Origin of the sequence: Methylococcus capsulatus (assembly GCF_036864975.1) — a bacterium.
In the GTDB taxonomy this organism is placed as follows: Bacteria; Pseudomonadota; Gammaproteobacteria; order Methylococcales; family Methylococcaceae; genus Methylococcus.
This window is the reverse complement of record NZ_CP104311.1, coordinates 207329-229012: the sequence shown is the minus strand read 5'-3', so window position 1 is coordinate 229012 and position 21684 is coordinate 207329. Positions and strand designations below refer to the sequence as shown.

General features: G+C 65.0%; 14 protein-coding genes. 7 read left to right on the top strand and 7 right to left on the bottom strand.

Going from position 1 to position 21684, the window contains the following annotated elements:
* Positions 1 to 2: 2 nt before the first annotated feature.
* The 4 genes from asnB to N4J17_RS00960 form a co-directional block, all read right to left on the bottom strand.
* Positions 3 to 1817 carry an asparagine synthase (glutamine-hydrolyzing) gene (asnB, locus tag N4J17_RS00975; RefSeq protein ID WP_198323888.1) on the bottom strand — a complete coding sequence of 605 codons (1815 nt, stop codon included), beginning with the start codon at positions 1815 to 1817 and terminating at the stop codon, positions 3 to 5.
* 89 nt (positions 1818 to 1906) lie between these two features.
* Entirely contained in the window at positions 1907 to 2269 is a 363-nt protein-coding gene (locus N4J17_RS00970; protein ID WP_198323887.1) for a hypothetical protein, read from the bottom strand.
* Positions 2270 to 2451: 182 nt separating this feature from the next.
* Positions 2452 to 4536, bottom strand: a complete 2085-nt coding sequence (gene fusA, locus N4J17_RS00965; protein WP_198323886.1) for an elongation factor G — start codon at positions 4534 to 4536, stop codon at positions 2452 to 2454.
* A gap of 157 nt (positions 4537 to 4693) precedes the next feature.
* On the bottom strand, positions 4694 to 5833 hold the full coding sequence (locus N4J17_RS00960; protein WP_198323885.1) for a calcium:proton antiporter: 1140 nt from the start codon (positions 5831 to 5833) through the stop codon (positions 4694 to 4696).
* A 107-nt stretch (positions 5834 to 5940) separates the two neighbouring features.
* On the opposite strand from N4J17_RS00960, the gene N4J17_RS00955 reads away from it, so the two are divergent.
* Together N4J17_RS00955 and N4J17_RS00950 are read left to right on the top strand one after the other, a co-directional pair.
* Positions 5941 to 6966 carry a hypothetical protein gene (locus N4J17_RS00955; RefSeq protein ID WP_198323884.1) on the top strand — a complete coding sequence of 342 codons (1026 nt, stop codon included), beginning with the start codon at positions 5941 to 5943 and terminating at the stop codon, positions 6964 to 6966.
* Positions 6967 to 7004: 38 nt separating this feature from the next.
* Positions 7005 to 10796, top strand: coding sequence for a sensor domain-containing protein (locus N4J17_RS00950; RefSeq protein WP_232470679.1), 3792 nt, complete (start codon positions 7005 to 7007; stop codon positions 10794 to 10796).
* On the opposite strand, the gene N4J17_RS00945 is transcribed toward N4J17_RS00950, so the two are convergent.
* Complete coding sequence (locus tag N4J17_RS00945; RefSeq protein WP_198323882.1) at positions 10759 to 11355, bottom strand: pseudouridine synthase; 597 nt, start codon at positions 11353 to 11355, stop codon at positions 10759 to 10761. The two genes, N4J17_RS00950 and N4J17_RS00945, sit on opposite strands and share 38 nt — an antisense overlap.
* Positions 11356 to 11361: 6 nt before the next feature.
* Here N4J17_RS00945 and N4J17_RS00940 point away from each other — a divergent pair, with 6 nt between their 5' ends.
* Entirely contained in the window at positions 11362 to 12222 is an 861-nt protein-coding gene (locus N4J17_RS00940; protein WP_198323881.1) for a TrmH family RNA methyltransferase, read from the top strand.
* Positions 12223 to 12241: 19 nt separating this feature from the next.
* On the opposite strand, the gene N4J17_RS00935 is transcribed toward N4J17_RS00940, so the two are convergent.
* Positions 12242 to 13753 (bottom strand): hypothetical protein, encoded by a 1512-nt coding sequence (locus N4J17_RS00935; RefSeq protein ID WP_277458506.1) that lies wholly within the window; start codon positions 13751 to 13753, stop codon positions 12242 to 12244.
* A 15-nt stretch (positions 13754 to 13768) separates the two neighbouring features.
* Between N4J17_RS00935 and N4J17_RS00930 the strand changes: the two genes are divergently transcribed.
* Positions 13769 to 13990 carry a hypothetical protein gene (locus tag N4J17_RS00930; protein WP_232470677.1) on the top strand — a complete coding sequence of 74 codons (222 nt, stop codon included), beginning with the start codon at positions 13769 to 13771 and terminating at the stop codon, positions 13988 to 13990.
* Between the two features lie 29 nt (positions 13991 to 14019).
* Here the strand turns inward: N4J17_RS00930 and N4J17_RS00925 are convergent, their stop codons facing one another.
* Positions 14020 to 14583, bottom strand: a complete 564-nt coding sequence (locus tag N4J17_RS00925) for a putative lipoprotein (protein ID WP_198323880.1) — start codon at positions 14581 to 14583, stop codon at positions 14020 to 14022.
* 147 nt (positions 14584 to 14730) lie between these two features.
* Between N4J17_RS00925 and N4J17_RS00920 the strand changes: the two genes are divergently transcribed.
* Genes N4J17_RS00920 through rbbA form a run of 3 tightly spaced genes read left to right on the top strand, consistent with a single transcriptional unit; the run spans position 14731 to position 21647 of the window.
* Positions 14731 to 17916 carry a discoidin domain-containing protein gene (locus N4J17_RS00920; RefSeq protein WP_198323879.1) on the top strand — a complete coding sequence of 1062 codons (3186 nt, stop codon included), beginning with the start codon at positions 14731 to 14733 and terminating at the stop codon, positions 17914 to 17916.
* Positions 17917 to 17961: 45 nt separating this feature from the next.
* Positions 17962 to 18927: an HlyD family secretion protein gene (locus N4J17_RS00915; protein WP_198323878.1), complete on the top strand. Its 966-nt coding sequence runs from the start codon at positions 17962 to 17964 to the stop codon at positions 18925 to 18927.
* Positions 18924 to 21647 carry a ribosome-associated ATPase/putative transporter RbbA gene (gene rbbA, locus N4J17_RS00910; protein ID WP_198323877.1) on the top strand — a complete coding sequence of 908 codons (2724 nt, stop codon included), beginning with the start codon at positions 18924 to 18926 and terminating at the stop codon, positions 21645 to 21647. The genes N4J17_RS00915 and rbbA overlap by 4 nt, the downstream gene beginning before the upstream one ends.
* Positions 21648 to 21684: the final 37 nt, after the last annotated feature.

The window sequence follows — 21684 nt, the reverse complement described above, 5'->3', positions numbered from 1 at the left end:
CTCTACAGGAATTCCAAGGGGTCGGTCAAGGGCGCCGGCCGCTCTCCGGAGCCTGCAATGAACAGCTGGTGCCAGATCGCGAACTGGAGGATGGCCCAGAGCATGGCGCTGCCCTGTCGCTCTTCGCGGCAGTCGGCGATCAGCATGCGGATGCCGTCGGGCTTGAGCCACGGGGTGAGTGCGGGGTGTTCCGGTAGGATTTGAGCCAGCCGTTTGAGGAAAGGCTCGTCCAGCCATTCGCTCAAGGGGACGTGGAAGCCGCGCTTCCTGGCGTAGAGCTGTTCAGGTGGCACCAGCCGCTCGCCCCAGCGTTTGAGGAACAGCTTGCCCTGGCGTCCCGCGACTTTGAGCCGGTCGGGCAGGCCCAGGCCGAATTCGACGATGCGGTGGTCCAGGAACGGCAGCCGACCCTCCACGCCCCAGGCCATCAGCATGCGGTCGGCCTTGACCAGCAGGTTGTCGGGCAGCGCGTGGCGGAGGTCGACGTACTGCATCCGCTGCAGATCGCTCCAGCCATGCGGCGCTTCTCGCCAGGATTCCAGCACGGGGCGTCGGGCATGTTGCGAGGCCGCCAGCAGCGTCGGGCCGAACAGCGTCTTGGGCCAGTGCCCGCGGAAGCTGCCGCGGGTCCGGAAACCGCCCGAGCCGGGTGCCAGCAGGCCCTTGAACAGGCGCTCGAGGGGTGATGTCCGGTAACGCCCGTAGCCGGCGAACACCTCGTCGCCGCCCTCGCCGGAGAATACCACCTTCAGCTCTTCGCCCGCGGCCCGCGCCAGCAGGGAGGTCGGCAGGTTGGCGTTGTCGCGCATCAGATCGTCCGCTGCCCACACGGTCAGCGGCAGGCTGTGGAAGATGTCTTTCGGATCGGGCCGGATCTCGCGGTGGCGGCTGCCAAAACGCCGGGCCAGGTCTTTGGCCAGCGGAAGTTCATTGGTCAGCGAGGTGCCGGGAAAACCGACCGAGAAGGTACGGATGGGCTGGTCGGAATAGCGGCTCAGGAGGGCGAGCAGCAGTGAGGAATCGACGCCGCCGGACAAAAACAGACCGACTGGCACGTCCGAGCGCATGTGCTCGACCATCACCCGCTCCATCAGCGTATCGAAGCGCGCTGCCGCTTCGTCGAAATCCAGCGGCTCCGTGCGTATGGCGAGCGGCGACCAATAGCGGAAGCGGCGGGCCACTCTGCCGGCTTCGATGATCACGGCTTCGCCCGGCAGCACCCGCTCCACGCCGCTGAAAACCGTCGTGGCGCCGGTGGAAAACTGGTTCTGGAAATACTGGGCCAGCCCTTGCGGATCGATCGCCGGGGGCTGGTCGAGCAGAGGCAGCAGGGCCTTGATTTCGGACGCGAAGGCGATGCCGTCCGGAAGCCATGCCAGGAACAGCGGTTTCATCCCCAAGCGGTCGCGGGCCAGGATCAGGCGTCCTTCGGCCGCATCGTACAGCGCAAAGGCGAACATGCCGTGAATGCGTTCGAGAAAGCTGTCGCCGAAGGCCAGATAGGCATGGAGGATGACTTCTGAGTCCGAATGGGTCTGGAAACCGTGCCCCAACGCTTCCAGCTCGGCGCGCAGTTCGACGAAATTGTAGATTTCGCCGTTCGCGATCAGTGCCAGTCCGCGGTCTTTGGAAAACAGCGGCTGGTGGCCGCCCGCCAGGTCGATGATAGCAAGGCGGGTATGCCCCATGCCGAAGCGGCCGTCGAGGAAGAGGCCCCGGTCGTCGGGGCCCCGGTGGGCCAGCTTGGCCACGGCTTGGTCGAGCCGGAGCCTGTCGGCGGGGAGATTGCAGTTGAACAGGCCGGCGATGCCGCACATGGTGGCAGGTTCTCGAACAGTCGGTATGGAAAGAGAGTGTCGCAGCCCCGTCGGGTCGGTGCGAGCAGGATTTGCGGCCGGTCGTGTTTTCAGTCCGAATTGCCGAACGGCAGTCCGAGCCATTCCGGACCGCTGTCGGATTTCACGCCCATGGCTTTTTCCAGAGCGCCCAGGCGGTTTTTCACGACGTTGGATTCATGGGTTTTGCGCAGTATGTCCAGCACATAGGCTAGGCGGGTGCCGTCGTTGCAGTCGATCCGTCCCGCGCGCATGTCGCGGTAGACTGCGGCCAGTTCCTTGCGGATCGCCTCGAGCGAGGCGTCCACCGCCGGTTCCCGGCCAAGCCGGTCATACAGGGCCTCGACGTCCTCGAAGTCGGTCCGTCCTGCCTTTTCCCTTTCCTCGTTAGCGCGCTTCTCCTTCCACCAGTCGGCCATGCTCTTTTTGCTCATGAAATCCCCCCTTGCATCATTCGTGGACAAGCCAGTACCGCGATTAGATTAAGTTATAACGGCCATGCGCCGAAGGATAGGGAGTTCTTGTGGCCGCCGAGCGCGCCGGGGAATCAAAAAAACGGGCCGCGAAAGGCCCCAGGGGAGCCTTTCGCGGTGCAACGCGCATGTGTGGGAGGCCGTTATTTCCTGGCCGCACGCTCCTGGGCTTCCTTGATGACTTCGTCCGCCACGTTCTTCGGGCAAGGCATGTAGTGCGAGAACTCCATGGAGAACTGGCCGCGGCCGGAAGTCATAGTGCGCAGATCGCCGATGTAGCCGAACATTTCGGACAGCGGAACCTCGGCCTTGATGCGCACGCCGGTCACGCCGGCTTCCTGGGATTTGATCATGCCGCGGCGACGGTTCAGGTCGCCGATCACGTCACCGACGTGGGCGTCCGGGGTGAACACGTCCACCTTCATGATCGGTTCCAGCAGCTGCGGCGCCGCCTTCGGCACGGACTGGCGGAACGCCGCCTGGGCCGCGATTTCGAAGGCAATCGCCGAGGAATCCACCGCGTGGAAGCCACCGTCGGTGAGGTTGACCTTGAAATCGACGCATGGGTAGCCGGCCAAAACGCCCTTGCCGAGCATGCTCCTGAAGCCTTTTTCGACCGCCGGCCAGAATTCACGCGGCACGTTGCCGCCGGTCACCGTCGATTCGAACGCGAACCCCGACCCCGGCTCGCCGGGTTCGATGACGTAGTTGATCTTGGCGTATTGGCCGGAACCGCCGGTCTGCTTCTTGTGCACGTACTCGTCTTCGACGCGCCGGGTGATGGTCTCCCGGTAGGCCACCTGTGGCTTGCCGACGTTCACCTCCACCCCGTGGGTACGCTTGAGGATGTCCACCTTGATGTCGAGGTGGAGCTCGCCCATGCCTTTGAGGATGGTTTCGCCGGATTCCTGGTCGGTCTCGACGTGGAAAGACGGATCCTCCTGCACCATCTTGCCCAGGGCGATGCCCATTTTCTCGTTACCCGCCTTGTCCTTGGGCGTTACCGCGATGGAAATGACGGGGTCCGGGAACACCATCGGCTCCAGGGTGGCCGGCTTGTCCGGGTCACACAGGGTGTGGCCGGTCTGGACGTTCTTCATGCCCAGCACCGCCACGATGTCGCCGGCCTGAGCCGAATCCAACTCGTTGCGCTGATTGGCGTGCATTTCGACGATGCGGCCGATGCGCTCGGTCTTGCCGGTCGCGGTGTTGAGGACGGTGGTGCCTTTTTCCAGCCGGCCCGAGTAAAGGCGCAGGAAGGTCAGGGCGCCGTAACGGTCGTCCATGATCTTGAAGGCCAGAGCGCGCAACGGGCGGTCCGGGTCGACGATGGCGAATTCGCCGGTTTCATGGCCTTCCAGGTCCACTTCGGGCTGCGGCTTGACCTCGGTCGGATCGGGCAGATAGTCGACCACGGCGTCCAGCACCAGTTGCACGCCCTTATTCTTGAACGAAGAGCCGCAGTAGGTCGGGAAGAAGTCCAGTTTGATGGTGCCTTTGCGGATCAGTCGCTTGAGGGTCTCGATATCCGGTTCTTCGCCCTCGAGGTACTTTTCCATGACCTCGTCGTCCTGCTCGACGGCTTTTTCCACCAAGTCGGAGCGCCATTTTTCGACTTCGTCGATCATGTCGGCGGGAACGTCCTTGATCTCATATTTCATCGGGTCGCCGGAGTCGTCCCAGATCCAGGCTTTGCGGGTCAGCAATTCCACCACACCGACGAAGTTCTCTTCGCGGCCGATCGGCAGGGTCATGACCAGCGGATAAGCCCCCAGGACGTCTCTGATCTGCTTGACCACGCGGTAGAAATCGGCGCCGACCCGGTCCAGCTTGTTGACGTAAATGATGCGCGCGACCTCGGAGTCGTTGGCATAGCGCCAGTTGGTTTCCGACTGTGGTTCGACGCCGCCGGAACCGCAGAACACGCCGATGCCGCCATCGAGGACCTTGAGCGAGCGGTAGACTTCGATGGTGAAGTCGACGTGTCCCGGGGTATCGATGATGTTGAAGCGGTGATCCTTCCAGAAACAGGTGGTGGCCGCGGACTGAATGGTGATACCGCGTTCCTGCTCCTGCTCCATGAAGTCGGTCGTCGCGGCACCGTCGTGCACTTCGCCGATCTTGTGGATCTTGCCGGTGAGCTTCAAAATCCGTTCGGTGGTGGTGGTCTTGCCCGCGTCGACGTGAGCGAAGATGCCTATGTTTCGGTAACGCGATAAATCAGTCATGTCGATACTTCTGGGGGTTGGAAAAAAATTCATCAATTATAGAATGCCGGTGCGGTGTTTGTCTTCCCCTCCTCGGGTGCCGCATCCGTCTGCCCCGGCCGGGGCCGATTGTACAATGGTCTGGTTGACGCCTTATTTACGGCCTGCCGCTATCCATTCAAGGGACGAACACCAAAAACAGGTAGGCGACGAACAGCATCAGGTGGACCACGCCTTGCAGCACGTTGGCGAATCCGCTGACGAAAGTCATCACCGAGACCAGCAGGGTGGCATACAACAGAGTTTCCTCCGCGCCGCTGAGGCCGAGGGTCAGGGAGTGCCGCTGTAGGCTGGCGGCGAGCAGGATGATTGGCACCGTCAGGCCGATGGTGGCGAGTGCGGATCCCAGGCAGATGTTGACCGCCCGCTGCATCAGATTCAGCGCCGCTGCCCGCTGTGCACCGACGCCTTCCGGCAGCAGCACCAGGGCGGCGACCACCAGGCCGCCGAGCGCGGGAGGGGTGTGGGACTCTTCGATCGCTAAATCGATGACCGAACCGAGGTGCTCTGCGAGGAGAATGATGGGCAGGAGTGCAGCCAGCAGGTGAAACGAGGCCCGGACGATCGCGCTGCGGCGTGGGCGAAGCCGAGGGGCGGTGTTGCCATTGGTCTCGGGATCTTCGTCGAGGACGGCGCTCATGTTGGCGAAATAGGACCGGTGCCTGCCGGTCTGTATGATCAGGAACACTCCGTACACGAGCAGACACAGCATTCCCAGGAACGCTCCCTGGACGGGGGCCAGGGTCGGTCCGTCCGTGCTGCTCGTATAGTTCGGGAGTACCAGGAGCAGCAGCGAGAGCGGGGCGATGAGGTGCAGGAAGGACAGGGCGCCGCGCAGGTTGAACGACTGTTCGACATTGATCCAGCCGCCGCTGACCAGGGAGACGCCGACCATGCCGTTGAGTACGACCATCAGGGTGGCGAAGATGGTGTCGCGCAGCATCGATGGGTTTTGAGCGCCGCCGGCCATGACCATCAGCATCAGGCTGACCTCGATGGCGGTGGCCGACAGCGTCAGGACCAGCGTCCCATAGGGTTCGTCCATCAGTTCGGCCAGTTGGTCGGCGTGCCGGACCACCGCGAAGACGCATCCCAGCATGGTGCAAAACGTCAGCGCCGAGCCCGCGGCCAGTACCGCAAGGCTGTCGGCTGGCCCGAACTTGTGGCCTTTGATTTGCAGGATGATCCAGATGAGCCAGCCCAGGATGACGAAAACGTGATCGCGGAACAGTTTTTGGAACTTTGAACGTTTGGGCACGGTTGTGATGCACTTTCATTGTGTTCTTTTGTCTTAAGAATACCATTCGCGGGCAGCGTCCCTGTCTCGGTGGTGCGGTCGGGCGGCGAAAACGAGGATCGAACGAAATGCCGGTATTTTGGAAATGTCATTGGCTTAGGCGGCTGCCCGCGTTGGTGCTGTTCGTCTTGCCGGCGATTGCCGCCACTGCCGGAGCTACTCCGCCGCCGACAGCGGTGCTGGGCGTCGCCGACCTCGCCGGTCTCGATCGGGGCGAAATCGTTTCCTACGACGTTAGCGAGCCGACCGACAAGACGCTGGCGGCCGGTTTGGCCATGTACGTCGTAGCACCGCCCGAGCGGGCGATCGCAGCGGTTCGGAATGGCGTGCTTCTGGTGGGCGATCCCGAGGTGATCGCCGCGGGCATCTTCCTCCCCGCCAGCGGTCCGCAGGCACTGGAAGGGTTCGAATTCGGCCCTGCCGATCTCGACGAGGCGGACGCCTTGAGCGAAGTCGAGCCCGGCTCGGAATTCAATTTCTCGGAGGCGGAAATCGCTGGATTCAGGATGCTGGGCCGGACCTTGGCGCGAGCGTCCGAGACGGAGAAACTGCGCCTCTTGTCGCGCCGGTATCGGGAGGTTTTGTGGCAACGGCTGGACGGCTATCGCAAAAACGGCGCGGCCGCCATCGCGCCGTATGCCCGCTCCGGCGGCAACAGCGTGGACGTGGCAGCAGAACTGAGGACGTTTACGGAGCAAAGTGCGCTGTTGCGGCACTACGCGCCCGAATTGCAGGCGGCTTTGCTGCAATTTCCGGCGCAGCCGCCTTCCGCCGCAGCCAGCACGCTGCAGTGGGTCGAGCGCAAGGTGGAGGGGAGGCCCACCGTCATCCTGGTCCACCAAATGATCCAGCCCACGTGCGGTGGGGCCCTCGTCGTGGTGCGCGATTTCTATGTCGGCCATTCTTTCAATTCCAGCCAGATGGTGTTTGGCATCCTGCCTTACCGAGAGGGAAGTCTGGTGTTTTACAGCCATAGCACGTCGACGGATCAGGTCGCTGGCATCGGCGCCGGCCTCAAGCACGCGATAGGGCGGGATCGGCTGCGGGCGGTCATGTTTGCGCGGATGGAGCGGTTCAGGGCGTCGGTGCGTTGACGCCGGCATTTTCCAGGTAGCGACGGAATTTGATGGGCATGGCTTTGCCATACGGACAGCCGGATCTGATTTATTTTTTCTATGGCCTGTCGTTCATTCTGCTGGCGGCCATCTGCGGGGCGATCCACGACAGAAGCCGCCAGCGTCTGCCCTGGCTGTGGCTGGGGATGTTCGGCGTGGCTCACGGTGCCAACGAATGGCTCGATTTGTTCGCCGCCTCGCTGGGGGATCATCCGGTCTTCGCCTGGGCGCGGTCGCTGGTTTTGACGATTTCCTTCCTCTGTCTGCTCCATTTCGGTGTCCATGGGCTGGTCAGCCAGGGTGTCCGGCTGCCCGTGCGGCGGGTTTATCTGGTCCTGGCGATCCTGTTCGCCGCCGCGGCAGGTGGGCACGCCGCGGCGGGGTTTACCTCGAACCCGACCGAAGGGTTGAATGGCATCGTGCGTTACGCCCTGGGGCTCCCCGGCGCCCTGGCGGCGGTCGGAGCGCTTGGCCTTGCGGCAAGGACCGAGCAAGGCCGGTACGACTTCGCCCTGGCGGCGGCGGCTGTTGCAATGGCGCTCTACGCCCTGAGCCTGGGGGGCGCCGTGACCGGCGCGCCGCCGTTTCCCCCGGCCTTGCCGCCCCTCCCCCTCCTGCGGACCGTCTGCATGTTGTCCCTGGGGGCGGGCATCTGGCTCCATTACCACCGCTCGGGCGAACTTCCGGTTCCCGCAGAAGAACTCAGCTCCGGCATCGGATTCGGCCTCAGGCTGGTCTTGATCTCATCGTTTGTGCTCGGGGCGGCGTTCGTATTGACGGAGCTTTTCGGGGATGCCGCCGATCGCGGTGTCCGCCGCGAATTGTCGATCCAGGCCGAAACCGTGGCTGCGTCGATCAACCCGGAGCGGATTCGCCACCTCCACGCGGAGAATGCGGATCTGCGGGAAAGAGACAAGCATTGGCTCGCCACCCAGCTCCGGCGCATCGATGCCGCGGATCCCAAACTCAAAGGCCTTTACCTCCTCGTTCCGGAGGAGGGCGGGGCGATGCGCTCCATCGGTTCCAGCGTAGACGACACCGGGCGGCCCCGCCGCGACGCCGACGGAGGGAGTTGGCCGAAGGCCGAGCATACGGAAGCCCTGGCCGGTCTCTTCGCCAGCGGCCAGTCGTCGGTGGTCGGTCTGTCCGGCGCGGACAGCCACGACACGGTTTCCGCGTTTGCAGCGGTGCGGGATACGGAGAGGGGGGAGATTCTCGCCGCCTTGGGCCTGGAGATCGATGGCACGGTAAGGCGGGAGCGGGTCGCGGGCTACCGCCTGATCGCCATCGCCATTGCCTTGCTGATCGCCATGGGTACGCTCGGCTTCGAGGTGAGCCGCCAGCGGCTGTGGTTGTCTTCACGGATCGCCAAGGCCGAGCGGCGGCGGTTGGCGGAGGCTCAGCGCCTCGCCCGGGTGGGGAGCTGGGTCTATGATCCGGCGAAGGACCGCATGACATGGTCGGAAGAAACCTGCCGGATTTTCGGCCTTCCCCCCGACGGTGAGGTTCCCCACAGGTATCAGGAGTTCGCGGCCCTGTTCGTGCCGGAAGACCGTGAGGTGGTCGGAGTCGCGCTGCGCGGGGGATGTGACGATGCGCTCGGGGTGGAACGGCCGCTGCGGGTCAAGCGGACGGACGACACGGTCCGGCATGTGAATTTCAAGGCCGAGCGCCTGGGACGGCGCGGCGATCGTGGTCCTGTGCTGCAAGGTACCTTGCAGGACGTTACCGAACTCTGGGAAGCCGGGCAGGCACTGCGACAATCCGAGGAGAGGCTGCGCCTGCACGTCGAACACCTGCCCCTGGCGGTGATCGAGTGGGACCTGGATTTCATCGTCAGCCGCTGGAATCCCGCAGCGGAAAGAATTTTCGGCTACGGCGCGGAGCAGATGATAGGCCGTTCCGCCGGCATCCTGTTTCCGCAGGACGTACTGGAGCAGGTGGAAGAGATCTGGCGGGATGTATCGGGAGGGGCCGGTAACCATGTTGTCACCGCCAATTTGACGGCGGACGGCCGCATCATACGTTGCGAATGGTACAACACCCCGCTGACGACTCCGGACGGCACGGTGATCGGCGTAGCCTCCCTGGTGGACGACATCACCCAGCGCGAGGCAGTCGAGGCCGAGCTGCGGTTGGCCGCGACGACCTTCGAGACCGACGAAGCCATTCTGATCGCCGCCGCCGACGGCAGGATTCTGAGAGTCAACGCGGCGTTCAGCCGGATCACGGGCTACCGGGAGGAGGAAGTGGTCGGCCGGAATCCTCGGTTGTTCAAGTCCGGCCTGCATGGCGCGGAATTCTACCGGGAGGTCTGGCGCAGCCTCGAGCAGACGGGGCGCTGGCATGGCGAGATTTGGAATCGCCGGAAAAACGGCGAGATTTATCCCGAGCGCAAAACCATCACTGCGGTTCGGTCGGCCGACGGGACAGTCACGCACTATGTCGCGATTTCTTCGGACATTTCCGAACTCAAGCGCACGGAAGAAAAAATCCGCCAGCTCGCCTACTACGATTCCCTTACCGGCCTGCCGAACCGGAGTCTGGTTTTCGAGCGGCTCACGCAGCAGATCGAGGCGGCGCGGCGCAGTGGTACCTACGGCGCGCTTCTGTTCATGGATCTGGACTATTTCAAGACCCTGAACGATTCCCTCGGCCACCACATGGGCGACCGGCTGCTGGTCCAGGTGGCCGAGCGCCTGAAAAACTGTATGGCGGACGAGGAAGCAGCGGCCCGCCTCGGGGGGGACGAATTCGTCATCGTGCTTGCGCCGGTCAAGCCCAGCGCCTCGGTCGCGGCCGGCCAGGCGATCGTCCAGGCGCGACGAGTGCGCGAGTTGCTCTCTGCGCCGTTCCAGCTCGACGACTACGTGCACTATGTCTCCGTGAGCATCGGCATCGCGCTGTTTCCCGATGGCGCGAACACCGCCGAGGACGTGCTCAAGCAGGCCGATACGGCCATGTATGTGGCCAAGAATGAAGGACGCGATGGCATCCGTTTCTACGAAACCGCGATGGAAACCGTCGTCCGCGGCCGGCTGGAGCTGGAAAAGGCCTTGCGGAAGGCGCTGGCCAACGATGAGTTCGAGGTCTACTACCAGCCGCAGGTGCTCGGCGACGGGCGGGTGGTCGGGGCCGAGGCTCTGATCCGCTGGTTCCACCCTGAACGCGGTGCGATCTCTCCCGATCAGTTCATACCGGTCTGCGAGCAGAACGGCATGATATTGCGGGTAGGCGCCATCGTGCTCAGGCGGGCCTGCGCCTGTCTGGCCGAGATCCGGGCCCTGGGGTTGGCTCTGCCCAAGCTTTCCGTGAACGTCAGTCCGCGCCAGTTCATGCGCAGCGACCTGATGACCCAGTTGGAGCAGCTCTGCGTGGAGAACGGCGTTTCGCCGGCGGACCTTTGCCTCGAACTGACGGAAGGTGTGCTGCTCAACCATACCGAGCTCGCCGTCGCGCAGATCGGCCGTTTGAAGAACCTCGGCGTGAGGTTTTCCATCGATGATTTCGGAACGGGCTATTCCTCCCTGGCCTATCTGAAACACCTGCCGCTGGACGACCTCAAGATCGCCTCGGCGTTCGTCCGCGATCTGGAACGGGACAGCAACGACGCGGCCATCGTCGAGACTATCGTCAGCATGGCGCGCCATCTGGGGCTCGACGTCATCGCCGAAGGCGTGGAAACCCAGGGCCAGGTCGAGATTCTGGAGCGCTACGGCTGCCGCCGGTTCCAGGGCAACTACTTCGCCCGGCCGCTCCCCAAGGACGACTTCATCCGCTTCGTCGCCGAACGTCAGCGCCTCGCTTGAGGCTTTTTCCGAGTGGGGGTGGCAGTTCCCGCCATGCCCCCGGCGCCAGTCCTTCCAGCGTCCAGGTGCCGATGGCCCAGCGGATCAGGCGCAGCGTCGGAAAGCCCACCGCCGCCGTCATGCGCCGTACTTGGCGGTTTCGGCCTTCGCGGATGACCAGTTCCAGCCAGGTGGTGGGAATGGTGGCGCGGAAGCGGACCGGCGGATCGCGCGGCCACAGTCCGGCCGGTTCGGGGATAATGCGCGCCTCGGCCGGAAGGGTGAGGCCGTCGTTCAGCCGCACCCCTTGTCGCAGCCTGTTCAGCGCCGCTTCGTCGGGCAGCCCCTCGACCTGAGCCCGATAGACCTTGGCCATCTTGTGGCGGGGATCGGCGATCCGGGCCTGGAGCCGGCCGTCGTCGGTGAGGACGATGAGCCCCTCGGAATCGCGGTCCAGCCGGCCGGCGGGATAGACTCCGGCGATGGGAATGAAGTCGGCCAGCGTCGCCCGGCCATGTTCACGGTCGGTGAATTGGGTGAGGACATCGTAAGGCTTGTTGAAGAGGATGATGCGGGACATGATCAGATGATACGGAAAACCAGGCCGCCCCGGGCGGGAGGTGCCCCCGGAAAACGCGGAGCCGATGCCGCAGTGCGGGCGGCGCGGCGGGGGGATGCCGGCGTGGCGGAAGAGAAGCTTAGCAAGATCGCCGGCCTGCCCGCCGTGGCTGCCGTGTTCCGGCATGAGGCCGAGCGCGTCGTGCGGCTTTACTACGATGACTCGATGAAAACGGTGGCCGGCCCCTTCTGCGCCGAACTGGCGCGGCTGCGCCGGCCGTACCGCCTGTTGTCGCCGGAGGAAATGGCGCGGGTCGCCGGCACCGTGCTGCACGGCGGCATCGTCGCCGCCGTCAGGCCGCGCGAGGTGCCGGAGCTCTCTCTCGAAACCGCGCAGCAATGGGCGAAAGCGGGCGCCGGCATGGTCCTGCTGGACGGCGTGGGCAATCCCCACAACCTCGGCGCCATCGCCCGAACTTTGGCTTTCTTCGGCCTGGGTCATCTGCTCCTGTCGAATCACCCGGCCCAGGCCGGCCTGTCCGACGCGGCTTACCGAGTGGCCGAGGGCGGACTGGAGTTCCTGGACGTCCGTCGCCTCACAGGTCCGGCGCAAGCCCTGAAAAAGCTGCGCTCTCATTTCCATGTCGTCGGTACTGCCCTGCATGCCAGAGGCGTTTCCCCGGAAGCCGTGCCGCTGGACCGACGTCCCATCCTGCTGGTGCTGGGCAACGAGGAAAACGGCCTGCCGCCGCCGACCCTTGCCGCCTGCGAAACCATAGTCACTCTCCCCGGCTGCGGCCAGGTCCAGTCCCTGAACGTCTCGGCCACGGCGGCAATCCTGACGTATTCGCTGCTCCTGCGGAAACCGGAGGCGCGTGGTCGCCAATGACGACGCTCTGGAAGTCGTCTCAGCGGAACGTCCCCTTGCGGATGTTGAAGAACGCCAGTTCCGGCAGGCTGACCAGCATGCCGCGGAGACCGTGGTGGAGGGTGCGGCCGGCGTCGAAGGGGAGGGTCAGGATACCGGCCAGGGCTTGGGCGGTACCGACGGCCAGATTGGCGGTGCCGAACAGGGGACGCGGCCACACTGGGGTATCGGTGAAGAACAGGAACAGCGAGTCCTCGTCGTTGCTACGGTAGATTGCGGAGCTCAGGGGGCTGAGTTCAGCGAGGTAAGCTTCGCTGTCGAGGATTTCGAGGAAAAGCTTGCGGCGCGAGGCGAGTTCGAGGGATTCCGTGACGCGGTAGTGATGTTCGACGCTTTGCGCCGAGACGAAGGGGATGGCGTCGGCCGCCGTCAGCTCGATGTGTCCGCCCAGCGCCCGGGTGTCGCTCTCGTTCAATCCGGCCAGGCCGTCGTGCAGCGTTCGGAACAGCTCGGTGACGCAGTTCCGCTCCACCAGGTGATAGCGGTAGATCTGCGCCAGCCGTTCCCGCTGGGCGCTCTCGGCTGCCAGGGAAGCCGCCGCGGCGTTTTGCAGTTCTTCCGTCGCCAACTCCGGGCGGACGATTTCCGTGGGGGATCCGGGACGCGAGGGCAAAAGTCCGGCGGGAATGCGCAGGCGGAACGGCGCCCTGCCCGCCAGCGCCGCGAGTGCCTCGAGCCGGCGGTTCGCTGCGTTTTCCAGCAGACTGTAACCGACTTCGTCGAGCTCTTGGCGGCTCGTCAGTTCCCGCCTGGCTAGGCGGAAGTCGGCGTCTGCGGTGGTGAAGGCCGGCGAGGCACTGCCCCAAAGGAGAACGGCCGGTTCCGGTTCGCCCAGCGTGTCCAGGAATACCAGCCGGCCGTAACGCAGGGTCTTGGCCAGAGCTTCCAGGCGGGCGAAGGCGACGAGGAGGCCAGGGCCCTGGTCGGGGCGGGGCCGGTCCAGCGCCGCCAGCACCGAATCTTCCAGTTTGCCGGCGAAGGTCCGCAGTGTCTCGATTTCGCCCGCTTTGATCGCAAATTCACGGCCGGCCGGCACGTGGCAGGCATCGCGCCGGAGCGGGGCGGCGCGTTCCAGCAGCCGATAGGCTTCCAGCAATGCGTGGAAGTCGTGGTAACGGTCGGCGAAACGGTAGCGCCAGGGCGGGGAGTGGTTGGCGTCGCTCGGCAGCGGGTCGTCCGGCGGGTCCGGGCGCAGCGCCAAGATAGCCTGACGGACTGAAGCCATGCGCATCCGAAGGCCCTCGACCCCATAACGGGCGAGGGCGCGGGTACGCAGGTCGGCGAGTGCCGAGTCTTCGGGACGGTCCGTCCCGGCCGGTTCGAACAGGCCGAGGGCTTTCACTGGGAGCGCCGGCGGGGGGGCGGGGCGTGCCAGCAGCGCCAGGAGTTCGGCGTCACGGTGGAGCGCTGCCGGCACCTCGAACTGGGCGTTCTGCCGGCGCAGCCGGTTCTCGAAGCTCTCGCGCAGAGCCGTATAGACGTCCGGCGTCACCGCGATCCGGCTGATGTGGAGGGTGCGGTTCTCGGTTTCGGTGTAGAGCCGGCGGAACGGTTCGAATCCCTGGCGGGCGACCCGGATCAGGCCGCCTTCCGCGTATTCGAAATGGTAGACCTCGTCGCCGAAGCGCAGCGCCGCATGGCCTCCCGCCGCCTGACCCTCGTTGGCGTCGAGATAGAGATAGTCGATCCGGGCGGAATAGGCTTCCTCGGCGCGGAGCGTGGCCGGTAGAGCCAGCAGGGCGAGAACGGCGAGCCGGATCAGCGGTAACCCTCGTCGATGTACTGCATACGGGTCGGATCGGCATTCGCCAGTAGCCTGCGCAGCGCCTCGTATTGCGGCTGGCCCAGCCTGGCGCCGGCGAGTCCCTTGCCGATGGCGACATAGGTGTCCTTGTCGCCGTCCCAGCCGGTGATGCCGTATTCCTGCGCCAGCTGGCTGACTCGGGCATAGAACGCCACGCTGTCGCTGCTGCCGGATTTTGCGAATTCGGTGGTGTATTCGGCGACGCTTTTCTCGTAACGCGCCTTCTTGTTCTGCGACGACTTCGAACTCGACGAGCTGGATTCGGAAATCGAAGCCGACGAGGTGAACGGGCTGGCGGAAGTCTTGACCGAGCTTTCCGAGCTGTAGGAGAAGGAGCAGCCTTGTAGCGCCAGGCCAACGAGCAGGGCGGCCAGTCCCGGCAGATGAAAGCGCCGGCTGGCCATGATCGTTTCCTCAGCCCCGCCCGTTCCCGCTGGCGGAAGAGTGGTGCGGCGCAACGCTCCATGTTGTTTCACGTTAATGACGGGGACGCGCAGGATCTTGGTTTTGAGTGGCATGGTCTGAACGGGTTCCGTGCGTGGGTCGGGAAGCTTTGCTCTCGCAAGATGTGATTCAATCATATGCCATGACCTCGCTCGATGCCCAATCGATCGCATGGAGCGTTGCGTCTCACTCAAGGGATTCGTTACCGTCTGGGAGATCGGATGATTGAAGTATCGCGCCGTCCCGCCTGGTTCTGGGGACTGGTGTTGTGGTGGGGGCTGGCGGGAGGTGGCGAGATCAGGGTGCTGGATGATTTCGAGACCCTGTCCGGCTGGACGGCGGAAGGCTCGCCCGGCACCCGCTTCGAACTGAAGCAGGACAGTGGCTTCGAGGGCAAGGGGCTGCGGCTGGATTACGAGTTCGCCGGCGGTGCCGGCTACGTGATTTTGCGCAAGCGTTTCGAACTGCCTTTGCCGGAGAACTATGCCTTCAGCTTCCGCGCCAGGGGCAGGGGGCCGGCCAATACCCTGGAGTTCAAACTGCTGGACCGGGGGGCGCAGAACGTCTGGTGGCACCGGCGTGAGGCCCAAGGTCTGCCTGCCGACTGGCAGCTCCAGCCCATCCGCAAGTCGGCCATCGATTTCGCCTGGGGGCCGTCGGGCGGTGCGCCGCTGCTGGCGCTGGGCGGCATCGAGTTCGCGCTGACGGCCTCCGCCGGCGGCCGGGGTACGCTGTGGCTGGACGACCTCCGCTTCGAGCGGCGCGATGCGATGGTCGACTACCGTGGCCAGCCCCGGGTTTCCGCGTCTTCGTTCACTGGCGAGGACCGTGCGGAGAATGCCTTGGATGGGCAGGCGCGGACCGTCTGGCGCAGCGCTCCCAGGCCGGCGCGCCAGTGGCTGGAGGTCGATTTCGGCCGGCTTCGCGAATACGGCGGGCTGGTCCTCGAATGGGACGGGGATTGCGCCGCACGGAGCTATGCGGTCGAGCTTTCGGACGATGGCCGGCGGTGGCGCGGTGTCTACCGGGTGGCCGAGGGCAACGGCCGGCGCGACTACCTGCCGCTGCCGGAGACCGAATCGCGCTACCTCCGCCTGGATCTACGCCGGAACGCCTGCAGCAAAGGCTATGGACTGCGCGAGCTCACCGTCGAACCACCCGATTTCGCCGCTTCCGCCAACCGCTTATTCGAACACATCGCCCGCAATGAGCCGCGCGGCGTTTACCCGCGCTATTTCCAGGGCGAGCAGATGTACTGGACGCTGGTCGGCGCCAACGGTGGCCACCGCAAGGGCCTCTTGGGGATGGATGGGGCGCTGGAGACGGAGCGCGGCGGCTTCACAGTGGAGCCGTTCCTGTATACGGACGGCCGCTTGCTGGGTTGGAACGAGGGGCAGATTTCGCAGTCGCTGGAACAGGGCGATCTGCCTCTGCCGACGGTGGAGCGCGACCACGGCGATCTGAGCCTAAAGGTGACGGGCTTTGCCGGTAAGCTCGGCGACGCTCCGCTGCTGCTCGCCCGCTACCGGGTGGAAAACCGTGCAGCGACCACCCGCCGGCTCAGGTTATTTCTGGCCATACGTCCGTTCCAGGTCAATCCGCCCTGGCAGTCGCTCAACATGAAGGGCGGGGTGAGTCCGATCCATCGGATCGAGACTTCCGGCCGCGTGCTCGAAGTGGATGGCGCCGATGCGCTGGTGGCGATGAGTCTGCCGGGCGGCTTCGGCGCCGCTGGTTTCGACCAGGGCGACATCACCGATTTCCTGGGCCAAGGCCGGCTGCCGCCGCGCACCGTGGTTTCCGATTCCGCCGGTTTTGCCTCGGGGGCCTGGGTGTTCGACCTGGCGCTGGCGCCGGGTGCGGCACGGGAGGTCTTCATCGCCGTTCCCGAACGCAAAAAGGATTCGTCCTCGGCCGTCGAAACGGCGCTGAAGGCCGAAGGCGAGACGCTGGGCAAGCGCCTGTGGCAGCAGGCCGTCCGTGACTGGCGGGAGATATCGGCTGGGCCTGATTTTCTGCTGCCGGAATCCGAACAGAGTTTGGTACAGAGTCTGCGCGCCAATCTGGCATACATCCTGGTCAATCGTGACGGTGCCGCGCTGCGGCCGGGTTCCCGGACCTATGCCCGCAGCTGGATTCGCGACGGCGCCCTGATGTCCTCGGCCCTGCTCATGCTGGGACGCGGAGGGGAAGTGAAACGCTTCATCGACTGGTATGCCGGGTTCCAGACGCCGGCCGGCGCCATTCCCTGCTGCGTCGACAGCCGCGGTCCGGACAGCGTGCCGGAGAACGACAGCCACGGCGAATTCATCTACACCCTGGCCGAGTACTACCGCTACAGCCGCGATCTCGCCACCGTGCGGACGCTGTGGCCGCACGTGGTTGCCGCTGTGGCCTACATCGAAACCCTGCGGCAGCAGCGAATGACGGCGGCTTACCGGAGCGGTGAGGGCAAGGCGTTCTACGGGCTGATGCCGGCCTCGATCAGCCACGAGGGCTATGCTTCGCAGCCGGTGCACGCGTTCTGGGACGATTTCTGGACCCTACGTGGCATCCGCGATGCAGTGATGCTCGCGAAGGCGCTGGGCGATCGGTCTCACGCGGAGCGTTGGAGCCACATGCTGGCGGAGTTTCGTGACCATCTCCATAGCGCGCTGCAAGCGACCATGCTCCGCAAGGGCATCGATTACATCCCGGCCTCCGCCGACCTGGGCGACATCGACCCCAACGCCGTTGCCATCATGGTGTCGATCGCCGGCGAAGCCGGAAGGCTGCCACAGGCCGCGCTGGCCAAGACCTTCGACGATTATCTCGCGCATTTCCGCAAGCGCCGCGACAACGATGGCGACGACGGTTATACCCCTTACGAGGTGCGCATCGTCGAGGCGCTGGTGCGGCTGGGACGGCGTGAGGATGCCTGGGAGGTCCTGCGCTCCCTGCTGCGCGACCAGCGGCCAGCCGCCTGGCGTCAGTGGGCCGAAGTGGTCTGGCGTCATCCCGAGGCGCCACGGTTCATCGGCGACATGCCGCATTCCTGGATCGGCGCCGAGTTCATCCGGTCGCTGCGCAGTTGCTTCGCCTACGAGGACGATGCCGACGAGTCCCTGGTGCTGGCGGCCGGCATCCCGGCCGAGTGGCTGTACAATAAGGCCCAGACCGAAATCGGTGTCCGCCGGCTGCCGACCGCCCACGGTCCGCTCGACTACCGTTTGCGAGCCGAAAGTGCCGATACCCTGAAGCTGCACGTCGGCGGACGCCTGACCCTGCCACCCGGCGGCATCCGTATCCGGCTGCCGGTGGCCAGGCCGATCCAGGCGGCGAAGGTGAACGGCGTCGCAGTTGCCGGATTCACTGGCGCTGAGCTCAGGATCGCGGCTGTGCCGGCGGAGGTCGAGATTCGGTATTGAACCGGCGCCATCCCGTCACTGATCACAGACATCGGACAGTTCCAAGTGAACAAAGTCATCCTTGCGCTGCTGACAGCGTTCCTGCTCGCGGGTGCCGTCGGGTTCGGCGTCTGGCGCGACCGCTATGTCCGTGAGTTGCCGCCCGGCATCGCTCGCGGCAACGGGCGCCTGGAGGCCATCGAAATCGATGTCGGCGCCAAGTATGGCGGGCGCATCACCGAGGTATCGGTGCGTGAGGGCGACGACGTCGTTGCGGGTCAGCCGTTGGTCCGTATCGATACCAGCGAGGAACAGGCTCAGTTGCAGAGTGTCGATGCCGAGCTCAAGCGGGCGCGGGAATCGCTCGATTACGCCGGCCAGATGCTGCGGGTGGCCCGGCACGATCTGGAGTTGGCGCAGAACATTTTCAGACGCTCGTCCCGCCTGGTCGCCCAGGCGGCGGTTTCGGCCGAGAAACTGGATCACGACCGCACCGAGCTGAGCAACGCCGTGGCCCGGCTCGATGCGGCCCAGTCACGGATCGGCGAGGCCGAAGCCGGGATCGACGCCGTCGCTGCCGAAAAGCGCCGGATCGAATCAGTGATAAGGGAGAGCGTGCTCGTGGCTCCCAAAGAGGCCAGGGTCCTGTACAAATTGTCGGAGCCGGGCGAAGTGCTCCCCCGCGGCGGCAAGGCGCTGACCCTCATCGATCTGAACGATGTCTACATGGTGCTTTACCTCGGCGAAGCTGAAGCGGGCCAGGCAGAGATTGGCGGTGAGGTGCGCATCGTGCTGGACGCACTGCCGGATCTGCCGCTGCCGGCGCACCTGGTATTCGTCTCGCCCAAGGCGCAGTTCACCCCCAAGCAGGTGGAGACTTCGAGCGAACGGCAGAAGCTGATGTTCCGCTTGAAGGCCCAGGTCGATCCAGAATTCCTCCGCGCCCATCGCGGATTGGTCAAGCCGGGCATGCCCGGCGTGGCTTACGTCAAACTCCGGCCGGAGGCGTCCTGGCCGTCTTTGCAGCGATGAACGCCATCGTCCGGGTCGAGGCGTGTCACCACCGCTACGGCAGGGTCGAAGCGCTCGCCGGCCTCTCGCTGGAATTATCGGCCGGCGGGCTGACCGGGTTCGTCGGTCCGGACGGGGTGGGGAAGTCGACCCTCCTCGGGTTGATCGCCGGCGTCCGGGCGATCCAGGTGGGGCGTGTCGAAGTGTTCGGCGCGGACATCGCCGATCCCCTGGCGCGCCGGCGCTTGTGCTACCGAATCGCCTACATGCCGCAGGGACTGGGGCACAACTTGTACGCGACGCTCTCGGTGTGGGAGAACGCCGAGTTCTTCGGGCGTTTGTACGGTTTTGGCGGAGACGAGCGCCGCCGGCGGATCGAGCGCCTGCTGGCGGCAGTGGGAATGGCGCCTTTCCGCGATCGTCCGGCCGGCAAGCTTTCCGGTGGGATGAAGCAGAAGCTTGGCCTCTGCTGCGCCTTGTTGCATGAGCCCGAGCTGTTGATCCTCGATGAGCCGACCACCGGCGTCGACCCGCTGTCGCGGCGGCAGTTCTGGGAGCTGATCGACACGCTGCGGCAGGAGTGGTCGGGCCTGAGCGTCCTAGTCGCCACGGCCTACATGGAGGAGGCCGCGCGCTTCGACCGTCTGGTCGCCATGGACGCCGGACGCGTCCTCGCGATCGGGACCGCGGCGGAACTGCTGGAACGCACCGGCACCACTGACATGGAATCGGCCTACGTGGCTTTGCTGCCGCCGGAGAAAAGGCGGGGGCACGAGGCACTGATGATTCCGCCGCGCCGGAACGGCCGGGGTGAGACGGCGCTCGAGGCCAGCGGACTCACCCGCCGCTTCGGCGATTTCGTGGCAGTGGACGGGGCCAGCTTCCGGATCGAGCGCGGCGAAATCTTCGGCTTTCTCGGTTCGAACGGCTGCGGCAAGACCACGACCATGAAGATGCTCACGGGGCTTTTGCCGGCCAGTGCCGGTTCGGCCTCGCTGTTCGGCCAGCCGGTGGCGTCGGGGAATGCGGCGATGCGCCGCCGCATCGGTTTCATGTCGCAGGGATTTTCGCTCTACACCGAGCTGACGGTCAGGCAAAACCTGGAACTGCATGCCCATATCTTCGGACTGGCGCCTTCCGCGCTCGAAGCCCGGATCGCAGAGCTGGTATCCCTCATGGACCTGGCCGCGCACCTGGACGCTCCGGCCGAATCGCTGCCGCTGGGTATCCGTCAACGTCTGTCGCTGGCGGTGGCGCTGGTCCATGAGCCCGAGCTGCTGATTCTGGACGAGCCCACGTCGGGCGTCGATCCGGTCGCCCGCGACCGCTTCTGGGAGATTCTGGCCGAGCTCTCGCGCGAGAAATGCGTGACGATTTTCATCTCGACCCATTTCATGAACGAGGCGGCGCGCTGCGACCGCATCTCGCTGATGCACGCAGGGCGGGTGCTCGCCCAAGGTGCACCCGCCGATCTGGTACGGGAGGCAGGGGCGGCCTCGCTGGAGGACGCCTTCATCGCTTGCCTGGAGCGGGAGAGTGTTCCTTTGGTCGGCGCGGCTGAGACCGTTCCTGCCTTTGCTCCGGGAGGGGCCGGCACGGCGTCCGATGCCAATCCCTGGTTCAGTGTTCGCCGCTTCCAAGCCTATGTCTGGCGTGAGACCATGGAACTGGCGCGCGACCCGATCCGCCTGGCTTTTGCGCTGATTGGGCCGATGCTGCTGATGGTGGTCATGGGTTACGGGATTTCGCTGGATGTCGAGCATCTGCCTTATGCGGCGCTCGACTACGACCGCACCCCGGAAAGCCGCCGGTATTTAGAGCACTTCGCCCATTCTCGCTATTTCGAAGAGCGGGAGCCGCTGCGCGACGATGACGATCTGCTGCGGCGGATGGCACGCGGTCAGCTCAACTTCGCCGTGGAGATTCCGCCGGGGTTCGGGCGTGACCTCAAGGCGGGGCGTCCGACCGAAGTGGGCATCCACATCGACGGCGGCATCCCGTTCCGCGCCAACACGGTACAAGGCTATGTGGAGGCCGTGCACGCCCGCTTCCGCAGCGACCTGATCGATGAGAGCCCCAGGCGCGGGGGAATCCCGCCGTTGCGGGTGGAAATCCGGTTCCGCTATAACCCGGATCTGAAGAGCGTCTATGCCCTGGTGCCAGGGGTGATTGCGGTCATGCTGGCGGTGATTCCGCCGATTCTGACGGCGGTCAGTGTAGTGCGGGAAAAGGAGACCGGTTCGATCACGAATTTGTATGCCACGCCCTCGACTCGCCTGGAGTTTCTGTTGGGCAAGCAGCTTCCCTACGTCGTGATAGGCCTGGTCAATGCTTTGTCCTTGATTGCGCTGGCGTTATGGCTGTTCGGCGTGCCGGTGAAAGGGGACCTGTCGGCCCTCCTGGTGGGGGCCGCGCTCACGGTAGCGGGGACCACCGGCTGGGGGCTGCTGATTTCGGCATTCACGCGCTCCCAGATCGCCGCTCTGTTCGCCGCGTTCCTGCTGTCCATCGTGCCCGCCATCAATTTTTCCGGTTTCCTGTCGCCCGTGGCTTCGCAGACGGGCGCAGCGGCCGTGATGGGCTATGGCTTTCCGACCTCCTGGTTTTTGACCATCAGCGTCGGGGCGTTCACCAAGGCTTTGGGTTTTTCCGAACTGTATCTCAACCATGCGGTGTTGCTGGTGTTCGTGCTGGCTTATCTGGGGCTCAGTCTCGTGCTGCTTCCCGCACAGGGTCGTTGAGCCCGCCGGGCGGACGGCGGTTCCGCCCGACGGCAGT

Bases quoted from the DNA above. Each gene is read 5' to 3' on its own strand.
- asnB (WP_198323888.1), bottom strand. From the start codon at position 1,817: ATGTGCGGCATCGCCGGCCTGTTCAACTGCAATCTCCCCGCCGACAGG.
- N4J17_RS00970 (WP_198323887.1), bottom strand. From the start codon at position 2,269: ATGAGCAAAAAGAGCATGGCCGACTGGTGGAAGGAGAAGCGCGCTAAC.
- fusA (WP_198323886.1), bottom strand. From the start codon at position 4,536: ATGACTGATTTATCGCGTTACCGAAACATAGGCATCTTCGCTCACGTC.
- N4J17_RS00955 (WP_198323884.1), top strand. From the start codon at position 5,941: ATGCCGGTATTTTGGAAATGTCATTGGCTTAGGCGGCTGCCCGCGTTG.
- N4J17_RS00950 (WP_232470679.1), top strand. From the start codon at position 7,005: ATGGCTTTGCCATACGGACAGCCGGATCTGATTTATTTTTTCTATGGC.
- N4J17_RS00945 (WP_198323882.1), bottom strand. From the start codon at position 11,355: ATGTCCCGCATCATCCTCTTCAACAAGCCTTACGATGTCCTCACCCAA.
- N4J17_RS00940 (WP_198323881.1), top strand. From the start codon at position 11,362: ATGATACGGAAAACCAGGCCGCCCCGGGCGGGAGGTGCCCCCGGAAAA.
- N4J17_RS00925 (WP_198323880.1), bottom strand. From the start codon at position 14,583: ATGCCACTCAAAACCAAGATCCTGCGCGTCCCCGTCATTAACGTGAAA.
- N4J17_RS00920 (WP_198323879.1), top strand. From the start codon at position 14,731: ATGATTGAAGTATCGCGCCGTCCCGCCTGGTTCTGGGGACTGGTGTTG.
- rbbA (WP_198323877.1), top strand. From the start codon at position 18,924: ATGAACGCCATCGTCCGGGTCGAGGCGTGTCACCACCGCTACGGCAGG.